Below are 23,569 nucleotides of genomic sequence, written 5' to 3'. Positions count from 1 at the left end.
GGACGAAAAAGGAAAACGCGCAGCGAGAACCGCTGCGCGCATTGAGTTCAGTCGCTGAAGTATTCGGGCACGCGCGCGCGGACCTCGGGCAGATGCGAGCCGACCCGGTCGATGTGGCTCGCCACCGCCGCCCCCAGTTGCGCGACATTGCGCGACGCCATCTGCGCGAGAATCTGCTCGTGCTCGCGCAGCGCGCGCTGCGCATGATCCTCGACGCGATCCAGCAGCAGCCAGCGCACGCGGTCGAACTGCCGTTTCATCGGCTGAAGCATCTCCCACACATGCGCGCGGCCCGCGAATTCGAACAGCCGGCGGTGCATCCGCTCGTCCAGTTCGAAAAAGAGCCCGACGTCGCCCGCCGCGACCGCGTTGCGCTGGCCTTCGACGATCTGCCCGAACTCCGCCAGTTGCTCCGGCGTGATCGTCTGCACAAGCTGCACGTGGTTCGCGCATTCGAGCGTGCTGCGCGCGAAGCGCCCTTCTTCCAGCAGCGACACCGGGATCGGCGCGACGATCGTGCCGACCTTGCGGTAGATATTCACCAGTTGCTCGTCCGCGAGTTGCGCGAGCGCCTCGCGCACCGGCGTGCGGCTGATCTGCGTCGCGTCCGCGATCGCCGCTTCCGACAATCCGGTATTCGGCTTCAGCACGCCGCGCACGATCGCGTCGCGCAGGAAGCGATGGATCTGCGGCCGGTACGACTCGTCCGGATTCACGGTGAAGCCTTTCAACGTGGATACGACGGAGTCTTCCTGCGGCGCGACGGCGGTCGGGGGCATGGCTGAACGAGGGACGTGAGGTCCTGCCATGGTAACAAAGGAGCCGCCGCAACGGGAGCAGGGATTGCCATTTTCGCGGGCGGCCCGCGCGATACGAGGCGTAACAAGCGGCGTCGTTGCCGCGCAGCGTCAGCTTAGGCACCCGGCGGCCGCTCGACCGGTTCACGCGTGGCGAATCGACTTCGCCTCGCCCCACTGCCGCATAACCGGATAGATCGGCGGCGTGAAAAGATCACCCCGCGAGCATCGCCCGCACGCGTGCCGCGTCGGGCAGCGGCGCGACCGCGCCATAACCGGTCGTCGCGAGCGCCGCCGCCGCGCTCGCGTAGCGGGCGGCCGCGGCGAGCGTATCGCCGGCCGCGAGCCGCGCAAGCAGCGAACCGTCGAAGCAGTCGCCCGCGCCGGTCGCATCGACCGCATCGACGGCGAACGGCTCGATCGCGGTGCGCGTGCGTCCGTCCGACACGACCGAGCCGCGCGCGCCGAGCTTCAGCACGACGTCGGCTGCGCCCCGCGCGTGACACCAGTCGATAATCGCATCGGGATCGTCGAGGCCGCAGATCAGCCGCATGTCGTCGATCCCGGGCAGGAAACAGTCGACCAGCGGAAGCGTCGCGCCGATCACCGACTGCGCGCGTTCGAGCGACCACAACCGCAGCCGCACGTTCGGATCGTAGGCGACCTTCACGCCGGACCCACGCGCGGCATGCACCGCATGCGCTACCGTATCGGCCGCCGTCGCGCTGATCGCCTGGCTGATGCCCGACACGTGCAGATACTTCGCCTTCCGGATCAAATCGGGCGGCAGGTCGCCGGGCCGCATCAGGCTCGCCGCGGAACCGGCGCGCCGGTACGTGAACGCGTGGCCGTCCGGACCGTGCGTGACGAAGTACAGCCCGGTCGGCGCCTCCGCATCGACCTGCACGAACGCGGCGTCGACACGCTCGTCGCGCCACAGCTGCATGCACAGGCGGCCGAACTCGTCGTCGCCGATCCGCGTGAAATACGCGGTCCGCGCGCCCTGCCGCGCGGCGGCGATCAGCGCATTCGACGTGTCGCCGCCGAACCCCTGTAACCACGCGCGGCCGTCGCCGCCGCGCGTCTGGTTGAACTCGATCAGCGGCTCGCCGATCGCGACGAGGTCGAACCCGCCCGCCATCTCAACGGTCGGTGCCGAAGTCGAGCAGCACCTTGCAGCTTTCCTTCGGGCTGTGCTCGGCCAGTTCGAACGCGTCGCCGACGTTGCGGAAGTCCACGCGGTGCGTGACGATGTGCTCCGGATGCACGAGCCCGCGCGAGATCCAGTCGATCACGGTCGGGAACATCGCGCAGTTCAGCCGCGACGCGCACAGCGTCAGTTCCTTCTTCGTCAGTTCCTGCTGCGGAATCGCGGACGGCGTCGCGGAGAAGCCCAGCAGCCCGATGCGGCCCGCCGGCGCGGCGAGCCGCACCGCTTCTTCGAGGATCGACGGATGGCCGACCGCGTCGAAGATCAGCGTCGGGCCGCCGTCCACGCCGCGCTTCGCAAGCGCGTCGGACAGCGACTCGTGCCGGGTGTTGATCGTCTCGTCGTCGGCCGCGCCGCAGCGGTGCGCAAGCGCGAGACGCTCGTCCAACTGGTCGGTGATGAACGCGCGAATGCCGTACACGTGCTTCAGCACCTGCAACACCGTGAGGCCGACCGTGCCCGCGCCGTAGATCAGCGCGACGTCCTCCGGCAGCACGCCGGTGCGCGACGTCACGTTCGCGGCGACCGCGAACGGCTCGACGATCGCGGCGCAGGTGTCCGCGATGCCGTCCGGAATCCGGTATGCGTTCTGCTGCGGCGCGCACACGTACTCGCTGAAACCGCCGTCGCGATGCACGCCGAGCACCGTCAGGTTGCGGCACACGTTGCGCCGCCCGATCCGGCATGCGTGGCAATGGCCGCAACTGATGACGGGGTCCACCGCGACCGTTTCGCCGATGCGGGCCGCGTCCACGCCGTCGCCGACCGACTCGATGCGGCCGACGAACTCATGGCCGATGATGCGCGGATACGACACGAACGGATTGTGTCCGCGATAGATGTGCAGGTCCGACCCGCAGATGCCCGCGTAACGCACGCGCACGCGCACCTCGCCGGCGGCCGGCGACGGCAGCGGCATTTCACGCACGCTCAGGCTGTTCGGACGATCGACTACGACGCTCAACATGTTGTTCGACTCCTTTGAATGGCAGGCCCGCGGATCACCAGTTCCACATCGAGCCGTCGCGCAGGCGGGCGACCGGCAGGTACGCGCGCTCGTACGGATACTTCGCGGCCAGCGTCTCGTCGATGTCGACGCCGAGGCCCGGCGCGTCGTCCATCACGAGGAAGCCGTTTTCGAAACGGTACTGATGCGGGAATACTTCGTTCGTCAGCGCGTTGTGCGGCATCAGTTCCTGGACGCCGAAGTTCGGCGCCCACAGGCCGAAGTTCACCGCCGCCGCCATGCAGACCGGCGACAGGTCGGTCGCGCCGTGGAAGCCGGTGCGAACCTGGTACATCGCCGCGTAATCCGCGATGCGCCGCATGTGCGTGATGCCGCCCGCGTGCACGATCGTCGCGCGGATGTAGTCGATCAACTGCTCGCGGATCAGGTCCTTGCAGTCCCAGATCGAGTTGAAGATCTCGCCGACCGCGAGCGGCGTCGTCGTGTGGCTGCGGATCAGCCGGAAGCTTTCCTGGTTTTCGGCGGGCGTCGCGTCTTCGAGCCAGAACAGCCGGTACGGCTCCAGGTCGCGGCCGAGGCGCGCGGCCTCGATCGGCGTGAGCCGGTGATGCGCGTCGTGCAGCAGATGCGGGCCGTCGCCGACCGCTTCGCGCACCTTGCGGAACAGTTCCGGCGTGTGGCGCAGATAAAGCGCGGTATCCCACGGTTCCTCGGGCGGCAGGCCCTTCTGCGCGGGCTCGTATTCGCCGGCCACCTTGCCGACGCCGTACACCTTCTCCAGTCCCGGCACGCCGGACTGCACGCGGATCGCCTGATAGCCTTCCTCGACGTGCTTGCGCACCTCGTCCACCGCTTCCTCGTGATCGCGGCCGTTCGCGTGGCCGTATACCATCAGGCCGTCGCGGCTCTTGCCGCCGAGCAGCTGATAGACCGGCATTCCCGCGAGCTTGCCCTTGATGTCCCACAGCGCCATGTCGATCGCGGCGATCGCGGTCATCGTGACCGGGCCGCGCCGCCAGTACGCGCCGCGATACAGGTATTGCCAGATGTCCTCGATGTTGCGCGGATCGCGCCCGACGAGGCACGGAAACACGTGCTCCTCCAGATACGCGCGCACGGCCAGTTCGCGGCCGTTCAGCGTCGCGTCGCCGAGACCGTACACGCCCTCGTCGGTCACGATCTTCACGGTCACGAAGTTCCGGCCGGGGCTGGTCACGATGGTCTGCAACCGTTCAATCTTCACTTGTCTTCTCCACGGTGATTCGGTTCAATCGGCGAAGTATTCGGGCACGCGCGCACGGACCTCGGGCAGATGTGAGCCGACGCGGTCGATGGGGCTCGGCACCGCGTTGCGTTGCGTTGCGTTGGCCTTCGACGACCGCCTCGCGCAGCAGGCGCTGAATCGGCGGCCGGGTTCGCGGGAAAGCCTCTCGACGGGGACAAGACGGAACCGTCCTGCCGCGCCACGACGATCGGCGACATCGGTCGGGATAATGCCTGAATTTCTACCATGGTAACAAACCGGTGCCAAAACGCAGTTATAGCGTTAACACCTATAAAAACCGTTGGCTCAAGCATCTAAGCTTCGGGAATTCCGAATCGTACCATGGTAGATGTATGGAGAAAATCCATTCCGCGCTGAACCGCAGCACGCTCGCCGACGCGACGGCCGGCATTGCGCTGCCCGCCTACGACCGCGACAGCGTGCGCACCGGCATCGTTCATCTGGGCCTCGGCGCGTTCCATCGCGCGCACCAGGCGCTGTACACGGACACGCTGCTCGCGCGCGGCGACACCCGCTGGGGAATCGTCGGCGTGCATCTGCGCGAGCGGCGGATGGCCGACGTGCTCGCCGCGCAGGACTATCTGTATTCCGTCACCGAGCGCGACGGCGGCACGGCGCGCAGCCGCATCGTCGGCTCGCTGCGCGGCGCGCTGTACGCGCCCGACGCGCTGCCGCGGGTGCTCGACGCGATCGCCGACCCGCACGTCGCGATCGTGAGCCTGACCGTCACCGAAAAGGGCTACAACCTCGCGCCGGCCAGCGCCGACCTCGACGCCGACGACGCCGGCATCCGCCACGACGTGGCGGAGCCGGACGCGCCGCGCACCACGCTCGGCGTGCTCGCGGCCGGGCTGCGGCGGCGTCCGGCGAACGCGCCGCTGACGATCGTCTGCTGCGACAACATGATGGCGAACGGCGACACGCTGCGCCGGCTGCTGCTGCAGTTCACCGAACTCGGCGACCCGGCGCTCGCGCGCCGCATCGCGGAGTCGATCGCGTTCCCGAACACGATGGTCGACCGGATCGTGCCGGCGTCGACGGCCGCATCGCTCGCCGACGCGCAGGCCCGCATCGGCCTGCGCGACGACGCGGCAATCGTCTGCGAGCCGTTCACGCAATGGGTGATCGAGGATCGTTTCAGCGGCCCGCGTCCTGCATGGGAGGACGCCGGCGCGCTCGTCACGCACGACGTGCATCCCTACGAGGCGATGAAGCTGCGGCTGCTGAACGGCTCGCATTCCGCGATTGCTTACGTCGGCCAGTTGCGCGGCCGCGCGACGGTATCGGACGCAATGGCGGACCCGGCGCTCGCCGCGTTCGTCGAGCGCGTGATGACCGAGGATCTGCTGCCGACCGTCACGGTGCCGGCCGGCTACGACGCGCACGCGTACTGCCGCGCGCTGCTCGAACGCTTCCGCAATCCGACGCTCGCGCACCAGACGCGGCAGATCGCGATGGACGGCACGCAGAAGGTGCCGGTGCGCTGGCTGCCGGCGCTGCGCGAGAGCGTGGCGGCCGGCATCGAGCGGCCGGCGCTCGAACGGGCGCTCGCCGCATGGCTGCACTATCTCGCGAGCGGCCGCAGCGACGCGGGCGAGCCGCTGACGATCAGCGATCCCGGCGCCGACGCGCTCGGCTCGCGGCTGCGCGCGGCGAGCCATGCAATCGAAGCCGTGCAGGCGGCGTTCGCGCAGACCGGCGTGTTCGGCGCGACGCCGTGGCCGGCTGCGTTCGTCGAGCGCATCGCGGGCCATCTGTCCGCGTTGCGCGAGCACGGCACCGCCGCACTGCTGACACCCGCGCGGCGCGCATGACGCGGGCCGCCTCGCGCGGCTGAAACACCGTACCCGCGGCCGCGCGACAGCGGCGGCCGCGACCAAAGCCGCGCGACGACGGCAACGCGTTTCCCGCCGCGCAGGCCCCGGCAGCAAACGCAGCGCCCGATCCACGCCGCACGGATCACCGGACACACAATCAAAAGGAGACTCCGCATGAAGCAACGCACCATGGGCTGGGTAACGGTATTCCTGTTATTCCTCGTCTACGGGATCAACTACCTCGACCGCGTCGCGCTGTCGCTGACCGCGCCGCTGATCCAGCAAGACCTCGGCATCGACACCGCGCAGATGGGGATCGTGTTCAGCAGCTTCTTCGTCGGCTACGCGCTGTTCAATTTCCTCGGCGGCCTCGCGAGCGACCGGCTCGGGCCGAAGCTCGTGTACATCCTCGCGGTCGGCCTGTGGTCGATCTTCTGCGGGCTGACCGCCGTCGCGGTCGGTTTCGCGAGCCTGCTGGTGCTGCGCACGCTGTTCGGGATGGCCGAGGGGCCGCTGTGCGCGGGCGCGAACAAGATGGTCAACAACTGGCTGCCGCGCGACATCGCCGCGACCGCGATGGGCCTGTTGAGCGCCGGCTCGCCGCTCGGCGGCGCGATCGCCGGCCCGATCATCGGGCTGCTCGCGATCAGCTTCGGCTGGCGTCCGGCGTTCTGGATCATCTGCGCGGTCGGCCTCGTGTGGGCGCTGATCTGGTTCTTCGTGACCAGCGACGCGCCGGCGCGCAACCGCTACGTCACGTCGCTCGACGACACCGCGCCGGCCGCCGCCGGCCAGCACGCCGCGCCGGCCGCCGACCCGCAGGCCGCCAACCTGCCGCTGTCCGCGTATCTGCGCCAGCCGCTCATCATCGCGGCCGCCGTCGCGTTCTTCAGCTACAACTACGTGCTGTTCTTCTTCCTGAGCTGGTTCCCGAGCTACCTCGTGCAGGCCCATCACCTGAACATCAAGGAGATGAGCTTCGCGACGGTCGTGCCGTGGCTCGTCGGCACCATCGGCCTCGCGGCCGGCGGCGCGATCTCCGACGCGATCTTCCGCTGGACCGGCAAGCTGATGCTGTCGCGCAAGATCGTGCTCGTCACCTGCCTCGTCGCGACCGGCATCTGCGTGGCCGTCGCCGGCTCCGTGCATACGGCGGTGAACGCGATCGCGCTGATGTCGGTCGCGCTGTTCCTGCTGTACGTGACCGGCGCGCTGTACTGGGCAATCGTGCAGGACGTCGTGCATCCGGCCAAGGTCGGCAGCGTCAGCGGCTGCATGCACTGCGTCGGCAGCCTGTCCGGCGTCGTCGGCCCGGCTATCACCGGCTTCCTCGTCGCGCGCACCGGCTCGTTCGCGACCGCGTTCGTGCTCGCCGGCGCCGTCGCGCTCGTCGGCGCGGCGCTGTCCGCCGTGTTCATCCGCGACGCGCGGCCCACGGCCCGCGTGCGCGGCAACGCGTTCTCCTGATTCCTCCCAGGCAGTACGGCCCGCCGCGCGGCGGGCTTCTCGCGCAGCACCCTTGTCCATCAACAGATTTGCATAACTAACGAGACAACAGAACAAGATGAAACGAGTCCTTCTCACGGCCGCCGCGGCGGCTGCCGCCTCGGCGGCGCCCGGTATCGCACTCGCGCAGAGCAGCGTCACGCTGTACGGCATCGTGGATGCCGGCTTCACGTACACGTCGAATTCGAAAGGCAGCAGCCAGATCGCGCTGACCGGCGGCAACGAGTCCGCGTCCCGCTGGGGGGTGCGCGGCAGCGAAGACCTCGGCGGCGGGCTGAACGCGATCTTCACGCTCGAAGCGGGCTTCAACCCGGCGAACGGCACGATGGGCCAGAACGGCACCGAGTTCGGACGGCTCGCGTTCGTCGGACTGTCGAGCCCGTACGGCACCGTCACGCTCGGCCGCCAGTATTCGTCGCAGGCCGACTTCGTGAACCCGATGTCCGCGGGCGCGACGTGGGCCGCGTCCGGCGCCGGTTACGGCACGCATCCGGCCGACCTCGACAACCTGAACAATTCCAACCGGATCAACAACTCGGTCAAGTATCAGAGCGTGACGTGGCGCGGCCTCAGCTTCGGCGGCCTGTACAGCTTCGGCGGCCAGCCGGGCAGTCTCGCGCGCAACCAGGTGTGGTCGCTCGGGGCCGGTTATACGAGCGGGCCGCTGTCGCTCGCGGCCGGTTATCTGTACGTGAGCCGGCCGAACTTCTCGTTCTGGGGCGACAAGGCCAACGACACGACGACCGGCAGCAACATCGCGAATCCGATCATCTCCGGTTATGCGTCGGCGGGCGCGGAACACATCGTCGCCGCGGGCGCGCAATACGCATTCGGCCCGGCGACCGCGAGCGTCGTGTACACCAATACGCGCTTCACCGATCTCGGCTCGGTGGACGTCGCCGGACTCGCGCCGAACGGCGCCGGCAACGGCAGCCATGCGACGTTCAACAGCGCGGAACTGAACCTGCGCTACCAGGCGACGCCCGCGCTGATGTTCGCGCTGTCGTACGACTACACGAACGGCACCGGTGTCGGCAACGGCAGCGCGGTCTATCACACGGTCGATTTCGGCGCGACCTACGCGCTGTCGAAGCGCACCGACCTCTATGCGGTCGGCGTGTTCCAGCACGCGGCGGGCGTCGACTCGACCGGCCATCGCGCGGTCGCGGCGATCATCGGCTCGACGCCGTCGACCAGCGCCGTGCAGACCGTCGTGACGGCCGGCATCCGCCATCGCTTCTGATCGTCCGGTGTTCGGCAGATGCGGCGCGCTCGCGCCGCACCGTCGTTCAACGCCGAACCCTGTTCGTCGCATGCCGCGCGATACGTCGAAAGGTCACAACCGTGGCATGCGCGCCCCAAGCAGGCGGCCGCAACGTTGGCCGATATCGTCATTCACGACGGCCGCGCACACGCTTCGCGGCGGCTCCCCTAGCCGCTTCATCGCGGCATCGCTGAAACGCAGCGTTTGCGCATCAGGCTCGCGCCTCGGCCTCTTCGCGCCGCGGTAGCATCGCTCCGCGCCGGCCGCCTTTCATCGGGCGAACGGCCTGACCGCCGCGACGACGCCGCTTGCCGCCCGCCCCGCTCACGCGAGCCGGAACACCGACACCGCGTCGCGCAGCGCGCCCGCCTGGTCGTCCAGCGACGCGGCGGCAGCGGCCGCCTGCTCGACGAGCGCCGCGTTCTGCTGCGAGACCTCGTCCATCTGCGACACCGCGCGGCTCACCTGCTCGATGCCGTCGCGCTGCTCGTCGGACGCGTGCGCGATCTCCTTCATGATCGTCGCGACCTGGCCGATCGACTGGCGGATCTCGCCCATCGTGTCGCCCGCCGAGCGCACGAACTTCGTGCCGGTCGCGACGCGCTCCACCGACTCGCCGATCAGTTCCTTGATCTCCTTCGCCGCAGTGCCCGCGCGCTGCGCGAGCGAACGCACCTCGCCCGCGACCACCGCGAAACCGCGTCCCTGGTCGCCCGCGCGCGCGGCCTCGACCGCCGCGTTCAGCGCAAGGATGTTGGTCTGGAACGCGATGCCCTCGATCACGCCGGTGATGTCCGCGATCTTCTGCGAGCTTTGGTCGATCTGGTCCATCGTCTGCACCGCGTCGCCGACCACCCGCGCGCTGCGCGCGACCACGTCGTGCGCGTTGTCCGCCAGCGTCTGCGCGGTGCGCGCGCTGTCCGCGTTGTGCTTCACCGTCGCAGTCAATTCCTCCATGCTCGCGGCGGTCTGCTGAAGCGACGCCGCCTGCTCCTCGGTGCGCTGCGACAGGTCGCCGTTGCCGGCCGCGATCTGGCGCGTCGCCGCCGCGATCGACTCCGAACTGCGCGTCACCTGGCGCACGGTCTGCGCGAGTTCCTGCTGCATCGTCTTCAGCCCTTCGATCAGGCGGCCCATCTCGTCGCGCGAACGCGTCTGGAGCGACACCGTCAGGTCGCCGGCCGAGATGCGCTGCAACGCGGCGAGCACATACGCGAGCGGCGCCGCGATCGAACGGTGCAGCCCGTACGAACAGCCCACGCAGATCACGAGGCCGAACACGATCAGCGCGATGCCGCCGATGCGCAGCCAGCCGAACAGCCGCTCCGCTTCGTCGAACACCTGCTGCCCATGCGCGTGCTGCCACGTTTCGAGCGCGGTCGAACTCTTCGTCAGCGCGACCGACAGCGGTGGCAGCGTTGTCATCGCGATCGTGTCGGCGGTCTGGTGGTCGCCCTGCTTCAGCGCGTCGACCATCGGCTGGATGCCCTGCGTGAGCATCGCGGCGCGCGCGGCGCTGACGCTGTCCGCGAGCGCCCGCTCGTCGTCGCTGTGCGGCAGCGCCGCGTACGCGCGCCACGCGTTCTCCGACACGTCGCGGTAATCGAGCGCCTTCTTGATCAGGTTCGGCACGTCCGGCGAATCCGGATGCAGCAGCACGCGATCGAGCGTCGTGCGCACGATCGTCAGGTTCAGGTTCGCCTTGCCGATGTTGAGCGCCGCCGCGAGCTGGTTCGAATACGCGTAGCCGAGCGCGGCGTTCGAGCGTTGCATGCCGAACTGGCCAAGCAGCCCGGTCGCGAAGATCAGCAGACCGAGCAGCGCGATGGTGGCCCACAGCCGGACGGAGATCGAAAGACGAGAAAACATCGGATTCTCACCAGTGATGTGTGTTGACAATGACGTGTGTTGCAAGGCGCGCACGCGCGGGACGCGAGGACAGGCGCCGTCCGATCCCTTACGGACCGGTTAACGGCGTTGCACTGCAAAACTAAAGATTAACGAGCCTGAAGATAATCCGGCGCAGTCCGTATCAAACGTCCGCGCGCGCGATCAGCCCCGGCACCGCTTCGCGCATCGCCGCGACGAAGCGCGTGAGCCGCGACGGATAGAACTGCGCGTGCGGATAGGTCAGATAGACCGGCAGCGGCGCGGCCCGCCAGCGCGGCGCGAGCCGCACGAGCCGGCCCTGCGCGAGATCGTCCGAAAACAGCCACGACGAGCCGACGAACGCGCCGAGCCCCTGCACCGCCGCGCCGCGCAGCGCGAACAGGCTGTCGGTGCTGATGCGCGGCCGGATCGAAAAGCGCCGCGTCTCGCCGGTCGTGTCATGCGTCAGCGACACCTCGGTCCGGTAGTAGGTGCGCAGCGCGAGCCACGGCAGCGCGGCGAGCCCGTCCGGATGGTCCGGCACGTCGATGCCTTGCAGCACGGCCGGCGCGGCCGCGACGATGCGCGGCACGTCGGCGATCCGCAGCGCGACGACGGACGGGTCCGCCGGTTCGCCGACGTGAATCGCGCAGTCGATCCCGCTGCCGAGGAAATCGGGCACCTCGTCCTTCAGCAGCCACTCGACGGTCACGCGCGGATGCGCGTTCACGAACGCCACCAGCGGCCCGACGAAGATCGTCTGCCCGAACGCATGCGGAACCGCGACCCGCAGCAGCCCCTCGGGCTCCTGCTGCGCGCCGCGCAGGTCCGCCTCGAACGACGCCCAGCTTGCCAGCAGTTCCTTCGCGCGCTTGAAGCAGCGTTCGCCGTCGACCGTCAGCCGCATCGAATGCGTGGTCCGGTGCAGCAGGCGCACGCCGAGCGAGCGCTCCAGCGCCTGGAGCCGGCGGCTGACGGTCGGCTGCGTCGCGTTCAACTGCTCCGCCGCCGCCGACAGGCTGCCGGATTCGACTATACGCACGAACGTTTCCATCAGCTGGAAACGATACCCGGCGTCGCCCGCCGAGGCGGCAGGCGGGCGCGAAAGGTCTTGTGTGTCAGGCATGGCGGGGCTCCAGGCGGTCATACGCGCAGCGTATAACAAATGTACGGGCGGCGGTACTACCGTGCGCCGCACAAAACGTCCACACTCGCGGTCATTGTCCCCCTCGCAGGATTCGCCTCGTGTCCACTCCGCAGAACCTCGGCGCCGCGCCCGCCGCGCCGCCCGACCGCTCCGCCCCGCAGCCCGCGACGCCGCCGCTGCACGGCCGGCTCGTGCTGTTGCTCGCCGCCGCAGCCGGCCTCGCCGTCGCGCCGCTCTACTACAGCCAGCCGATGCTCGGCGTGCTCGGGCCGGACATCGGCGCGTCGGCCCGCGCGATCGGCTTCGTGCCGATGCTCACGCAACTCGGCTACGCGCTCGGCATCCTGCTGCTCGCGCCGCTCGGCGACCGCTACGACCGGCGCCGCGTGATCCTCGTGAAGGCGGCCGCGCTGGTCGGCTCGCTGCTGCTCGCGGCGGGGTCGCCGTCGCTCGGGGTGCTGCTCGTCGCGAGCTTCGCGATCGGGCTGTCCGCGACGATGGCGCAGGACGTCGTGCCGGCCGCCGCGACGCTCGCGCCGGACCTGCATCGCGGCAAGGTGGTCGGCACCGTGATGACCGGGCTGCTGATGGGCATCCTGCTGTCGCGGGTGGTCAGCGGCATGGTGGCCGAACGCTTCAGCTGGCGCGCGATGTTCGTCGCGGCGGCCGTCAGCGTCGCGGCGATCGGGTTCGCGGCCGCGCGCGGGCTGCCCGCGTTCCAGCCGACGACCAGCGTGTCGTACCGCTCGCTGATCGGCTCGCTCGGCACGCTGTGGCGGCGGCACCCGGCGCTGCGCCGCGCGGCGCTCGCGCAGGGCCTGCTGTCGGTCGGCTTCAGCGCGTTCTGGTCGACGCTCGCGATCATGCTGCACGACGCGCCGTTCCATCTCGGCAGCGCGGCGGCCGGCGCGTTCGGCCTCGCGGGCGCGGCCGGCGCGCTCGCCGCGCCGATCGCCGGCCGCATCTCGGACCGGCGCGGCCCGGAATGGGTGACGCGCTTCGGGATCGGCGTCGTCGCGGTGTCGTTCGCGGCGATGGCGTTCGCAGCGGTGCTGTCGCCGCATGCGCAACTCGGCCTGATCGCGGTGAGCACGGTCGGCTTCGACCTCGGCATCCAGGCGTCGCTGATCGCGCACCAGACGATCGTGTACGGGATCGACCCGGCTTCGCGCAGCCGGCTGAACGCGGTGCTGTTCGTCGGCGTGTTCATCGGCATGGCGACCGGCGCGGCGCTCGGCAGCCTGCTGCTCGCGCAGTGGGGCTGGGGCGGTGTGATCGCGCTCGCGGTCGCGACGGCGGTGGCGGCGATGGCGGTGCGAGTGTGGCCGCGTAAGGGCTGATTCACCGCGCGCGGGCGGTTGTTGCTGCCCGGCACGCCTGCTTTGCGAGGCGGGCGAACATCGGGCGTCGGGCGTCGGGCGTCGGGCGTTTATAGCAGCATGCTCGCTGCTAGCCGCCGGCTCTCCTTCCGCCGTGACGGCGCAATCGACTTTCATTCGACAAGGCGTTCACCGCGCCCCCATAACCGCGTCGCTGCGCAGGAATCAAGCGCTCTCGCGGCAGCGCGCCATCGGGCGGCGGGTGATTCGCCGCCATGACGCGACGCCGTCGCTCAATAAAGCCCCAGCGTGCGCGCATGCAGCCGCGACAGCCCGAGCAGCGCATCGGTGAACGGCGTCGCGACGCCCGTCACCTGCCCCAGTTCGCGCACCGCCGACACCAGCGCGTCGATCTCGACCGGCTTCCCCGCGATCACGTCCTGCAGCATCGACGTTTTCATCGCGCCGAGCCGCAGCGTCACCTTGTGGCGATCCTCCGGGTCCTGGTCGATCGGGATGCCGATGCGCCGGCCGATCTCCGCCGCCTCGCGCATCACGTTCGTCGCGAAACCGCGGACCAGTTCGTCGCCGAGCACGCGATCGGTCGTCGCGCCGGTCAGCGCGCTGATCGGGTTCATCGTCATGTTGCCCCACAGCTTGAACCAGATGTCGCGCTGGATCTGCGCCGAACGCTCGACGTCGAAACCCGCCGACGCCAGCGCGTCCGCGAGTTGCCCGACCCGCTCGCTCGCATGACCGGTCGCCTCGCCGACGATCAGCCCGTTGCCGAGGTGATGGCGGATCACGCCGGGCGCGTCCTGCAGGCAGCTTGCATGCACGACGCAGCCGATCGTGCGTTCGGCCGGAATCGCCGCCGCGATCGCACCGGACGGATCGACGGATTCGAGCCGCGTGCCGGCCAGTTCCGGCCCGAGGCCCGCGCAGAACCACCACGGCACGCCGTTCATCGCGGTCATCACGACCGTCCGTTCGCCGAGCAGCGGCCCGATGCCGGCCGCGACCGCCGCCATCGCCGGCGCTTTCACCGCGACGACGACCACGTCCTGCGGGCCGAGGTCGGCAGGGTCGGCGCTCGCATCGACGACCACCGACCGCGTTTCACCGCCCTCGACCAGACGCAGCCCGTTCGCGCGCACGGCGTCGAGCGTCGCGCCGCGCGCGACCACCGCCACCCGATGCCCGTCGAGACCGAGCCGCGCGCCGATCCAGCCGCCGATCGCGCCGGCTCCATAGATGCCCACCTTCATCGCGTCAGCTCCTGTAGCTCGTGTCGATGCGATCGACCTTGCGGATCAGCGCGTCGAGCACGTCCTGCCCCGCGCCGTGACGCGGATCGAACTGCAACGCGTCGCGCGACGAGCGCCGCGCGACCTCGTCGGACACCGGCCGCGCGCGGCCCATCGAATGCGTCGCCATCTGGATCTCGCACGCGCGGTTCAGCGTCCACAGCACCGCGAACGTCTGCGCGAGCGTCGGCCCCCACGCGAGCAGCCCGTGATTGCGCAGGATCACCGCCTGCCGGTCGCCGATGTCCGCGAGCAGGCGCGGCCCTTCGTCCGCATGCACGGTGATGCCCTCGAAGTCGTGATACGCGACCCGGTCGAATAGCTGCGCGCTGTAGAAGTTGTCCTGCGCGAGCCCGCTGTCGAGGCTCGCGACCGCGACGCCCGCCGTCGTGTGCGTATGCATCACGCAGTGCGCGTCGGCGATGCCTTCATGGATCGCCGCATGCACGACGAAACCCGCCGGATTCACCGGATACCGCGAGCCGTCGAGCACGCGGCCGGTCGCGTCGATCTTCACGAGATTGCTCGCGGTGACCTCGCTGTAATGCAACCCGAACGGGTTGATCAGGAACTGCCGCGCGCCGCCGCGCGCGCTTTCCGGCACGCGCAGCGTGATGTGGTTGTAGATCAGCTCGGTCCAGCCGAGCATGTCGAAGATCCGGTAGCAGGCGGCGAGTTGCACGCGCGCATGCCATTCGTCCGGATGGATCGCGGCGGCGGGCTGGCCGGCGGCCGGCTGTACGATGGCGTTCATCACAGGCTCCATGAAAAGCGGGGGTCGAGTCTCTCGGGGATCACGCCTGGCGGCCCGCGACCGCGGCGATCGCGGACGCGACGTAAGCGACGTTCGATTCGTTCAGCCCGGCGACGCACATGCGGCCCGAGCGGATCAGATACACGCCGTGTTCCGCGCGCAGCCGCGCGACCTGGTCCTGATCGAGACCGGTGTACGTGAACATGCCGTGCTGCGTCAGGTAACGCGCGCGCAGCGTCTCGTCGATCCGGCCGTCGAGCCCCGCGTGGATCGCGTGGCGCATCGCGAGGATGCGCTCGCGCATCCCGTTCAGTTCCGCTTCCCATTCGGCGCGCAGCGCCGCGTCCGCGAGCACGGCGGCGACGAGCGTCGCGCCGTGCGTCGGCGGATTGCTGTAGTTCGCGCGGACCGTCGACGTCAACTGGCCGAGCACGCGCTGCGCTTCGGCTTCGCTGTCGCACACGACGCTCAACGCGCCGACCCGCTCGCCGTACAGCGAGAAGTTCTTCGAGAACGAACTCGCGACCACGACCGGGATGCCCGCGCCGGCGAGCAGGCGCACGGCGAACGCATCGTCGTCGAGGCCGGAGCCGAAACCCTGGTACGCCATATCGACGAACGCGATCAGTTCGCGCTGCCGCAGCACCGGCGCAAGCTGCCGCCATTGCTCGTGCGTCAGGTCCACGCCGGTCGGGTTGTGGCAGCACGCGTGCAGCAGCACGATGCTGCGCGGCGGCAGACGGTCGATCGCCGCGAGCATGTCGTCGAAACGCAGGCCGCCCGTCGCGTCGTCGTAGTACGGATACGTGTGGACCACGAAACCCGCGCCCTCGAACACCACGCGATGGTTCTCCCAGCTAGGATCGCTGATCCAGATTTCGGACCCCGGAAAATACCGCTTCAGGAAGTCCGCGCCGATCTTCAGCGCGCCGGACCCGCCGAGCGTCTGGATCGTGGCGATGCGGTTTGCCGCGCGCGCCGCCGAGTCCGCGCCGAACGCGAGCGCCTGCGCGGCGTCGCGATAGTCGGCGCGGCCCGCCATCGGCAGATACGAGCGCGGCCGCACGCGGTCCAGCAGCGCGGCTTCCGCGCGGCGCACGGCGGCCATCAGCGGCAGCTTGCCCGCCGCGTCGAAGTAGATGCCGATGCTCAGGTTGACCTTGTCGGTGCGCGGGTCCTTCTGGAAGTCCTCGTTGAGGCTGAGGATCGGGTCGCCGGGATACGGCGGAATGTGCTCGAACATCGGAATCTCCTTTTCTGTTTGCTGCGGCGCACGGCGAATCCGGTGCGCCCGCCGGCCGTCGCCGGGCGTGGCATCGCATCGTAGCGCAACGGCTGCGCGGCCGGCGGGTGCTTCGCGGCGATGCTCTACAGCCATGCTTCGCGGCGGCGCTTTGCGGCGGTGCCTCGCAACGTGATACGCAGTGTCCGCCAACCGGCCGCGTCCGACAATCAACCGATTCTGTACCATTTTTAAGTTGATCTTTAGAATCGGCCCATGCCGCTCACCCGCATCACCCTCCGCCAGTACGAAGCGTTCCTCGCGATCGCCGACCTGCACAGCCTGAGCGCCGCCGCCGCGCGGCTCGGCCTCACCGCGTCCGCGGTCAGCCAGATGCTCGCCGAACTGGAAGACGAACTGGGCTTCCGGCTGTTCGACCGGACCACGCGGCGCGTCGAGCTGTCGAGCGCGGGCCGCGATTTCCTCGCGTCCGCGGACGGCGTGCTGCGCCACGTGCGCGCGGCCGAGCAGTCCGCGAGCGACATCCGCAACCGCGCGGCCGGCATCGTGCGGGTCGGCGCGCCGCTCGTGCTCGCGGCCACCGCGCTGCCGGCCGCGATCGCGCAGTACGCGACGCTGAAGCCGAAGGTCGTCGTGCGGGTGGTCGATATCGTCGTCGAGCAACTGGTCGAGCAGGTCGCGAGCGGCGACGTCGATCTCGCGATCGGACCGGACCGCCCCACCGGCAACCGCGTGCATTGCCGGCCGGCGTTCGAGAGTCCGTGGGTGCTGTGGTGCTCGGGCGCGCATCCGCTCGCGGCGCGGCGGCGGCTGCGCTGGCACGATCTGCGCGGCGTGCCGGTCGTCGCGACCGGGCGCGACCACGAGCGCAGCGTCGCGCAGATGCTCGCCGACGTGCCGGCCGATTCGCGCATCATGCCGGTCGAGATCGTCGACAACGTGACGACCGCGTTCGGCCTCGCGGCCGCGGGCGTCGCGGTGACGCTCGCGCCGGCCTACGTCGCGCCGCTCGCGAGAACGTTCGGGCTGGTGATGCGGCGCGTGACCGATCCGGAGACGATCCGCAAGGTCGGCGTGTATTCGCCGGCGGAACGCGCGCCGTCGCCGGCGGCGAGCGGGTTTGCGGAGTTCGTCGGGGAGTGGATCGCGCGGTGGGATCGGGAGACGCAGCGGGGGTAATGGCCGCCGCGCGGAACGGGTCGACCTGATCGACGCGCGTTTCGGTGCGCGCCGCGTTGCTGTCCGGATCGTCGAATGCCATCGTGCCTGTCAGGGATCGTATCAGTCCGCTGACAAGGTTAAGGAGCGGCCACCCGACTGACAAACACAATTATTGCGGCGATTGTGCCGTTCTCTCGATCAATCGAGGTGTCGCTGGAGGCGGGGCAGACGTTATCGACACATCGATCACTTCGGGTTTCAGGGCCTGTCCGCGTCGAGTCTCTTCTTCGCGATCACGCAGCGTTGCATGCGAGGCCAGTCAAGCGATCGCAGACGAACGTCTCGACCGCTCCCCGCATCCCCGCTACACGCGAAACGCAACCCGACACTGCTGCTGCTCCTGCCCCGCGACCGGCGCGCGAAACGAGAACAACGCGCCGGCCAGCGGCGCGCGGGCGAGCGCGTCGGCGTCGAGCCCCTTCCGCGCGGTCGTCGCATACACGGTGCGCAGGTCGTCGCCGCCGAACGCGAGTTTCGTCACGTTCGGACACGGAAACGCGACGTGACCCACCAGCGTGCCGTCCGGCGCATACCGCTCGATCCGCGCGCCGCCGAACAGCGCGATCCACACGAAGCCGTCCGCGTCGACCGTCAGGCCGTCCGGATAACCAGCGCCGGCGATCGCCGCGAACACGCGCCTGCCGCTCAACTCGCCGTCGGCGGCGAGATCGAACGCATAGATCACGCGCCGCAGCGTATCGACGTGATAAAGCGTGCGCCCGTCCGGACTCGCGGCCGGCCCGTTCGTAATCACGTAGTCGCGGTCCTGCGCGACCAGCGCGCCGTCCGTATCGACGCGATACAGCACGCCGCCCGGCGCTTCCTCCGCGTCGTCCATCGAGCCGAACCACAGGCGGCCTTGCGCATCGACGTAACCGTCGTTGAGCCGGTTGCCCGGACGGTCTGCCTCGACCGGCAGCACCATCGAAAACGTTCCGTCCGCCGGCGTGAAGCGATGCAGGCCGCCTTGCAGCCCGCAGACGAATGCGCCGTCATCGAGCGGCAGCACAAAACCGGGCTGCGCCGGCGCATCCCACGTGCGGCGCTCGCCGGTATCGACCGACAGCCGATGCACGCGGCGCGACTTGATATCGACGAAGTACACGGCGCGTTCCGCCGCGTGCCATACCGGCCCTTCGCCGAGCGTGGCCTCGACCGGCCATTCGCAGACAGGAGCGATCGTGTTCATGCGCCTGCGCCGTACCAGCCGGCGTCGACGAAATAATCGCGGCCGGTGCAGCGCGCCGCGTCGTCGGACGCGAGGAACAGCACCAGGCGCGCGACGTGTTCGGGGTCGATGCGCTCGTGCAGGCATTGATCCGCGATGATCTGCGCTTCGCTGTCGCCGGACTGCCACAGCTTCATCTGGCGCGGCGTGCGCACCGCGCCCGGAATCACGCAGTTCACGCGGATCCCGTCATGGCCGAGGTCGCGCGCGAGCCCCCGCGTGAGCCCTTCGATGCCGGCCTTCGCGGTCATGTACAGCGACAGCCGGTCGGTCGCGAGATGCCACGAGATCGAGCCGAGGTTCAGGATCACGCCGCGCCCGAGGCGGCGCATGCCCGGCGCCACCGCCTGCGCGCAGAAGAACTGATGCCGCAGGTTCACGGCCATGCCGTTGTCCCAGTAGTTTTCGGTCACCGCCTCGACGTCGTGACGGTCGTCGTTCGCGGCATTGTTCACGAGCACCTCGATCGGCCCGGCCGCTTCCGCGATCTCCGCGAACGTCGCCTGCAACTGCGCGATGTCGCGCAGATCGCAGCGCCGGAACACCGGCTGATGTTTCGCGCCGCGCAGCGATTCGGCCAGGGCGAGCGAATCCTCTTCCGCGATGTCGATGAAAAACACGCGCGCGCCCTGCGCAGCGAACGCCTCCACCATCGCGGCCCCGATCCCCGATCCGCCGCCGGTGATGGTCACGACCTTGTCGACCAGGCTCGGATAAATTGCATACGACATGTGTTGTTCCAGTTCTTTTCGTTTCGTCATTGCACCGGCCCGCCGCGCGTCGATGCCCGCGGCGAACCGGTGCGTGTGGGTCCTTCCAGCATCCTTCCGCAGGGCAGCCTCTCCACTGCCCGCCGGCGCTTCTACCCGTTCAAACGACCTGCACGTCGCTGACCATCCGCCAGTCGCGCTCCAGCGTGCGCGTCGCGTCGCCCGCGACGGTCAGCGTGCTGTCCAGATGAATGTCGCGGCTCGAACTGCCGATCATCAGGTCGAAGTCGCCGGGCTCGACGATGCGCTCGCCGCGGCCGTCGGTGAAATTCAGCATGTCGACCGGCAGCCGCACGCGCACGCGCGCCGACGCGCCCGGCTCGACCGGCACGCGCGCGAACGCCTTCAGTTCGCGCACCGGCCGCGACGTCGATGCGAGCCGGTCGCGCACGTAAATCTGCACGACTTCCACGCCGCTGCGCGCGCCGACGTTCTTCACCGTGAAGCTGAATTCGAACGTGCCGTTTTCGATCGGCGCTTCGGCCGCGACGATGTCGAGGTCGCCGTATTCGAAGCGCGTATAACCGAGGCCGAAGCCGAACGGATAACGCGACCCGAAATGATAGGCGATCGGCGTGCCGGCGCTCTTCAGCCGATGGTTGTACGTGTACGGCACCGCGCCGCCGCTCTTCGGCACCGACAGCGGCAGCCGGCCGCTGAAATTCGCGCGGCCGGTCAGCAGGTCCGCGAGCGCCTCGCCGCCGGCCTCGCCGGGCGCGAACGCCATCACCTGCGCGGCAATGCGCTCTTCGAGACCGCCGAGATTGTACGGACGGCCGCCGGTCATCACGACGACGGTCGGCGTGCCGCTCGCGACCACCGCGTCGAGCAGCGCCTGCTGCACGCCGGGCAGCGCGAGGCTGTCGGTGTCGGAACCCTCGCCGACCGTACCCGACTGGAACAGGCCCGCGAGGTCGCCGACGAACACCAGCGCGACGTCAGCGCCGCGCGCCGCCGCGACGGCGTCGGCGATCTGCGTCGTGTCCTCGCTGATCAGCTCGTCGCGCGCGTCCGCGCTGCGGGCGTCCATCGACACGTCGCCCGGGAACACCGGCGCGCCCGCGCGGCGCTCCTCGATGATGTAGCAGCCGCGCGCATAGGCGACGCGCTCGTTGCCGAACCGCTCGCGCAGCGCGTGCAGCGGCGTGGTGATCTGCGAATTCGACTGCTCGCCGCTGTTGATCAGATGCACCGGGAAGCTGTAGCCCGCGAGCAGCGCGAGCGGATCGTCGGCGGTCGGGCCGATCACCGCGATCTTCTGCGCGCTGTCCGGCGCGAGCGGCAGCACGCCGTCGTTGCGCAGCAGCACCGCCGACTCGATCGCGACTTCGCGTGCGATTGCGGTCGCTTCCGCGCTTTGCAGGTTCACCTTGTCCGGATCGACATACGGGTGCTCGAACAGGCCGATCGTGAACTTCGCGCGCAGCACGCGCTTCACGGCCGCGTCGATCGTCGCCTCGGTGATCTCGCCGCGTTCCAGCGCCTCCTTCAGGTGCAGCGCGCATTCGTGGCCCGGCAGTTCGACGTCGAGCCCCGCGTTGAACGTCTGCGCGGCGGCCTCGGCCGCGTCGCGCGCGACGCCGTGATGCGTGTACAGCAGGTTGACCGCCGCGTAGTCCGCGACGATCAGGCCGTCGAAACCCCACTTGTCGCGCAGCACGCCTTGCAGCAGGTCGCGGTTCGTGTGGCACGGCACGCCGTCGATGTCGTGATACGCGGGCATCACCGAACCCGCGTGCGCGAGCTTGACGGCCATCTCGAACGGCAGCAGGAACGTGTCGTTCAGCTCGCGCGGGCCGACGTGGACCGGCGCATGGTTGCGCGCGCCTTCGCTCGCGGAGTGCGCGACGAAATGCTTGAGCGTCGCGATCAGGTCGCGCCGTTCGCCCTGCAAGCCGTTCACGTAATGGCACGCGAGCACGCCGACCAGATACGGGTCCTCGCCGAACGTCTCCTCGGTGCGGCCCCAGCGCGGATCGCGCGATACGTCGAGCACCGGCGCCAGGCCCTGATGGCAGCCGATCGAGCGCGCCTGCTCGCCGATCACGTCGCCGACGCGCCCGACCAGCGACGGATTCCACGTCGCCCCGTAGTTGAGCGGCGACGGAAACAGCGTCGCGTCCTTGACCATCAGCCCGACGAGACATTCCTCGTGCGCCATCACCGGAATGCCGAGCCGCGTGTTCTCGACGATCTGCTTTTGCAGCGCGTTCAGCGCCTTCACGCCTTCTTCCGGATCGACCGTGTGCGTGCCGAGCGGGCGCGTCACCTGGCCGAGCCCGTGGCGCAGCAGCGTGTCGAGCGGCACGCCGGTGTCGCGCTGCGCGAAGTCCTCGGTGCGCGACTGGTGACGGCCATCGGCGGACAGCTTCAGCCACACTGCGTGAAGCTGCGCGATCTTCTCGTCGAGCGTCATCCGCCCAAACAGGTCGGCCACGCGCGCTTCGACCGGCGCGTCCGGATTGCGATAAAGCGGAACCTCGCTTCGATGATCAAGCGACATCAACACACTCCTGAATTTTTTCTTCGGATCCAAAAGCGCGCGTCCCGGTCGGACCCGCGCTCATCACATTAGTACTACTTCCCGTTATGCGAGAAATTCGATTGCTTTGCGCGCTGCCGCCGGCACAACTACGGCCGGCGGCGCGCGAAGGCGCTCAGACGGCCGGCGTCACGCGACGCGCCGGAACGCCAGATCGCGGTCGTCGAACAGGTGGCACGCGTCGTCCGGCAGCGCGAGCGACACCACCTCGTCCGGTTCGAGCCGGGCGTCGCCGGCGACCTTCGCGATCATCGTCGCGGAGCCGCCGCCATCGACGTGCACGTAGCTGTGTTCGCCCATCCGCTCGACGAGCCGTACCTTGCCGCGAATCGCCTGCTCGCGCCCCGCGCCGCCCGCGACAGCGAGATGCTCCGGCCGGATGCCGAGCGTGACCTTCATGCCGACCGTCGACTGCCGCCCGTCGACGCGCGCGCACACGCGCTCGCCGGTCGTCAGTTCGACTTCGACGCCCTGCTCGTTCACAGCGGTGATCGAGCCCGGCAGGAAGTTCATCTTCGGCGAGCCGATGAAGCCGGCGACGAAGCGGCTCTTCGGGTGGTGATACAGGTCGAGCGGCGCGCCGACCTGCGCGATGCTGCCGTGTTTCTCCTGCTCCAGACCCGCCTGCAACAGCACGATCTTGTCCGCGAGCGCCATCGCCTCGATCTGGTCGTGCGTCACGTACACCGCGCTCGCCTCGCTGAACTCGCGGTGCAGCCGCGCGATCTCGGTGCGCGTCTGCACGCGCAGCGCGGCGTCGAGATTCGACAGCGGTTCGTCGAACAGGAACACGCCCGGCTCGCGCACGATCGCGCGGCCGATCGCGACGCGCTGCCGCTGGCCGCCCGACAGCGCGGCGGGACGCCGTTCGAGGAACGCGTCGAGTTGCAGCGCGGACGCCGCGCGGCGCACCTTCGTGTCGATCGTCGCCTTGTCGATCTTCGCCTGGCGCAACCCGAACGCCATGTTTTCGTACACGCTCATATGCGGGTACAGCGCGTAGTTCTGGAACACCATCGCGACGCGCCGTTTCGCGGGCGCGACGTCGTTCATCAACTGGCCGTCGATCCGCAGCTCGCCGCTCGTGATCGATTCGAGCCCCGCGATCATCCGCAGCAGCGTGGACTTGCCGCAGCCCGACGGGCCGAGAAACACACAGAACTCGTTCCTGCCGACTTCCAGATGCACGTTGCGGATGACGGTTTGACCGCCGTCGTAGGCTTTCTGTACGTTAGTGAGCGAAATGCTTGCCATATCGTTGTTTGCTGGATTCAGTGCGCGAACCGCCGGTGCGGCCCGCCGATGCGGAGTGACGTACGCTGG

At 69.2% G+C, this 23,569-nt stretch carries 18 protein-coding genes; 5 read left to right on the top strand and 13 right to left on the bottom strand.

The genetic code is table 11. The annotated features are described in order from the left end of the window. Window positions 1-47: 47 nt before the first annotated feature. The 4 genes from BLV92_RS29145 to manD form a co-directional block, all read right to left on the bottom strand. The gene (locus tag BLV92_RS29145; RefSeq protein ID WP_090552400.1) at window positions 48-779 is read right to left on the bottom strand and encodes a GntR family transcriptional regulator; all 732 of its coding nucleotides are present in this window, start codon (window positions 777-779) and stop codon (window positions 48-50) included. 232 nt (window positions 780-1,011) lie between these two features. Continuing rightward, entirely contained in the window at window positions 1,012-1,938 is a 927-nt protein-coding gene (locus BLV92_RS29140) for a sugar kinase (protein WP_090552398.1), read from the bottom strand. 1 nt (window position 1,939) lies between these two features. Next, window positions 1,940-2,974, bottom strand: coding sequence for a Zn-dependent oxidoreductase (locus BLV92_RS29135; protein ID WP_090552395.1), 1,035 nt, complete (start codon window positions 2,972-2,974; stop codon window positions 1,940-1,942). A gap of 34 nt (window positions 2,975-3,008) precedes the next feature. Then, the gene (gene manD / locus BLV92_RS29130; RefSeq protein ID WP_090552393.1) at window positions 3,009-4,217 is read right to left on the bottom strand and encodes a D-mannonate dehydratase ManD; all 1,209 of its coding nucleotides are present in this window, start codon (window positions 4,215-4,217) and stop codon (window positions 3,009-3,011) included. A 374-nt stretch (window positions 4,218-4,591) separates the two neighbouring features. Between manD and BLV92_RS29125 the strand changes: the two genes are divergently transcribed. The 3 genes from BLV92_RS29125 (at window position 4,592) to BLV92_RS29115 (ending at window position 8,825) form a co-directional block, all read left to right on the top strand. Further along, window positions 4,592-6,073, top strand: coding sequence for a mannitol dehydrogenase family protein (locus tag BLV92_RS29125; RefSeq protein WP_090552391.1), 1,482 nt, complete (start codon window positions 4,592-4,594; stop codon window positions 6,071-6,073). A 177-nt stretch (window positions 6,074-6,250) separates the two neighbouring features. Next, entirely contained in the window at window positions 6,251-7,543 is a 1,293-nt protein-coding gene (locus tag BLV92_RS29120; protein ID WP_090552388.1) for an MFS transporter, read from the top strand. 97 nt (window positions 7,544-7,640) lie between these two features. Then, a complete protein-coding gene (locus tag BLV92_RS29115) occupies window positions 7,641-8,825 on the top strand; it encodes a porin (RefSeq protein ID WP_090552386.1) in 1,185 nt (394 codons plus the stop codon). 345 nt (window positions 8,826-9,170) lie between these two features. Here BLV92_RS29115 and BLV92_RS29110 read toward each other — a convergent pair whose 3' ends face one another. Then, window positions 9,171-10,715 carry a methyl-accepting chemotaxis protein gene (locus BLV92_RS29110; RefSeq protein ID WP_090552384.1) on the bottom strand — a complete coding sequence of 515 codons (1,545 nt, stop codon included), beginning with the start codon at window positions 10,713-10,715 and terminating at the stop codon, window positions 9,171-9,173. A gap of 163 nt (window positions 10,716-10,878) precedes the next feature. Next, window positions 10,879-11,841, bottom strand: coding sequence for a LysR family transcriptional regulator (locus BLV92_RS29105; protein WP_244283969.1), 963 nt, complete (start codon window positions 11,839-11,841; stop codon window positions 10,879-10,881). Window positions 11,842-11,960: 119 nt separating this feature from the next. Here BLV92_RS29105 and BLV92_RS29100 point away from each other — a divergent pair, with 119 nt between their 5' ends. Then, window positions 11,961-13,202, top strand: coding sequence for an MFS transporter (locus tag BLV92_RS29100; RefSeq protein ID WP_090552379.1), 1,242 nt, complete (start codon window positions 11,961-11,963; stop codon window positions 13,200-13,202). 272 nt (window positions 13,203-13,474) lie between these two features. Here the strand turns inward: BLV92_RS29100 and BLV92_RS29095 are convergent, their stop codons facing one another. Genes BLV92_RS29095 through BLV92_RS29085 form a run of 3 tightly spaced genes read right to left on the bottom strand, consistent with a single transcriptional unit; the run spans window position 13,475 to window position 16,485 of the window. Continuing rightward, window positions 13,475-14,449, bottom strand: a complete 975-nt coding sequence (locus BLV92_RS29095) for a 2-dehydropantoate 2-reductase (RefSeq protein WP_090552377.1) — start codon at window positions 14,447-14,449, stop codon at window positions 13,475-13,477. 4 nt (window positions 14,450-14,453) lie between these two features. Next, on the bottom strand, window positions 14,454-15,242 hold the full coding sequence (locus BLV92_RS29090; RefSeq protein ID WP_090552375.1) for a class II aldolase/adducin family protein: 789 nt from the start codon (window positions 15,240-15,242) through the stop codon (window positions 14,454-14,456). A gap of 40 nt (window positions 15,243-15,282) precedes the next feature. Beyond that, entirely contained in the window at window positions 15,283-16,485 is a 1,203-nt protein-coding gene (locus BLV92_RS29085; RefSeq protein ID WP_090552374.1) for an amino acid aminotransferase, read from the bottom strand. Between the two features lie 255 nt (window positions 16,486-16,740). Here BLV92_RS29085 and BLV92_RS29080 point away from each other — a divergent pair, with 255 nt between their 5' ends. Continuing rightward, on the top strand, window positions 16,741-17,664 hold the full coding sequence (locus BLV92_RS29080; protein ID WP_090552371.1) for a LysR family transcriptional regulator: 924 nt from the start codon (window positions 16,741-16,743) through the stop codon (window positions 17,662-17,664). A 346-nt stretch (window positions 17,665-18,010) separates the two neighbouring features. On the opposite strand, the gene BLV92_RS29075 is transcribed toward BLV92_RS29080, so the two are convergent. The 4 genes from BLV92_RS29075 to BLV92_RS29060 all read right to left on the bottom strand — a co-directional run bounded on the left by BLV92_RS29075 (window position 18,011) and on the right by BLV92_RS29060 (window position 23,500). Continuing rightward, window positions 18,011-18,895 carry an SMP-30/gluconolactonase/LRE family protein gene (locus BLV92_RS29075; protein ID WP_090552369.1) on the bottom strand — a complete coding sequence of 295 codons (885 nt, stop codon included), beginning with the start codon at window positions 18,893-18,895 and terminating at the stop codon, window positions 18,011-18,013. Then, a complete protein-coding gene (xylB, locus tag BLV92_RS29070; RefSeq protein WP_090552367.1) occupies window positions 18,892-19,665 on the bottom strand; it encodes a D-xylose 1-dehydrogenase in 774 nt (257 codons plus the stop codon). The genes BLV92_RS29075 and xylB overlap by 4 nt, the downstream gene beginning before the upstream one ends. A 139-nt stretch (window positions 19,666-19,804) precedes the next feature. Beyond that, window positions 19,805-22,207, bottom strand: a complete 2,403-nt coding sequence (locus BLV92_RS29065; RefSeq protein WP_090552365.1) for a glycoside hydrolase family 3 N-terminal domain-containing protein — start codon at window positions 22,205-22,207, stop codon at window positions 19,805-19,807. Window positions 22,208-22,375: 168 nt separating this feature from the next. After that, window positions 22,376-23,500 (bottom strand): ABC transporter ATP-binding protein, encoded by a 1,125-nt coding sequence (locus BLV92_RS29060; protein WP_090552363.1) that lies wholly within the window; start codon window positions 23,498-23,500, stop codon window positions 22,376-22,378. Window positions 23,501-23,569 lie beyond the last annotated feature (69 nt).

Origin of the sequence: Paraburkholderia caballeronis (genome assembly GCF_900104845.1) — a bacterium.
Lineage (GTDB): Bacteria > Pseudomonadota > Gammaproteobacteria > Burkholderiales > Burkholderiaceae > Paraburkholderia > Paraburkholderia caballeronis.
This window is presented reverse-complemented; position numbering and strand designations above follow the sequence as displayed.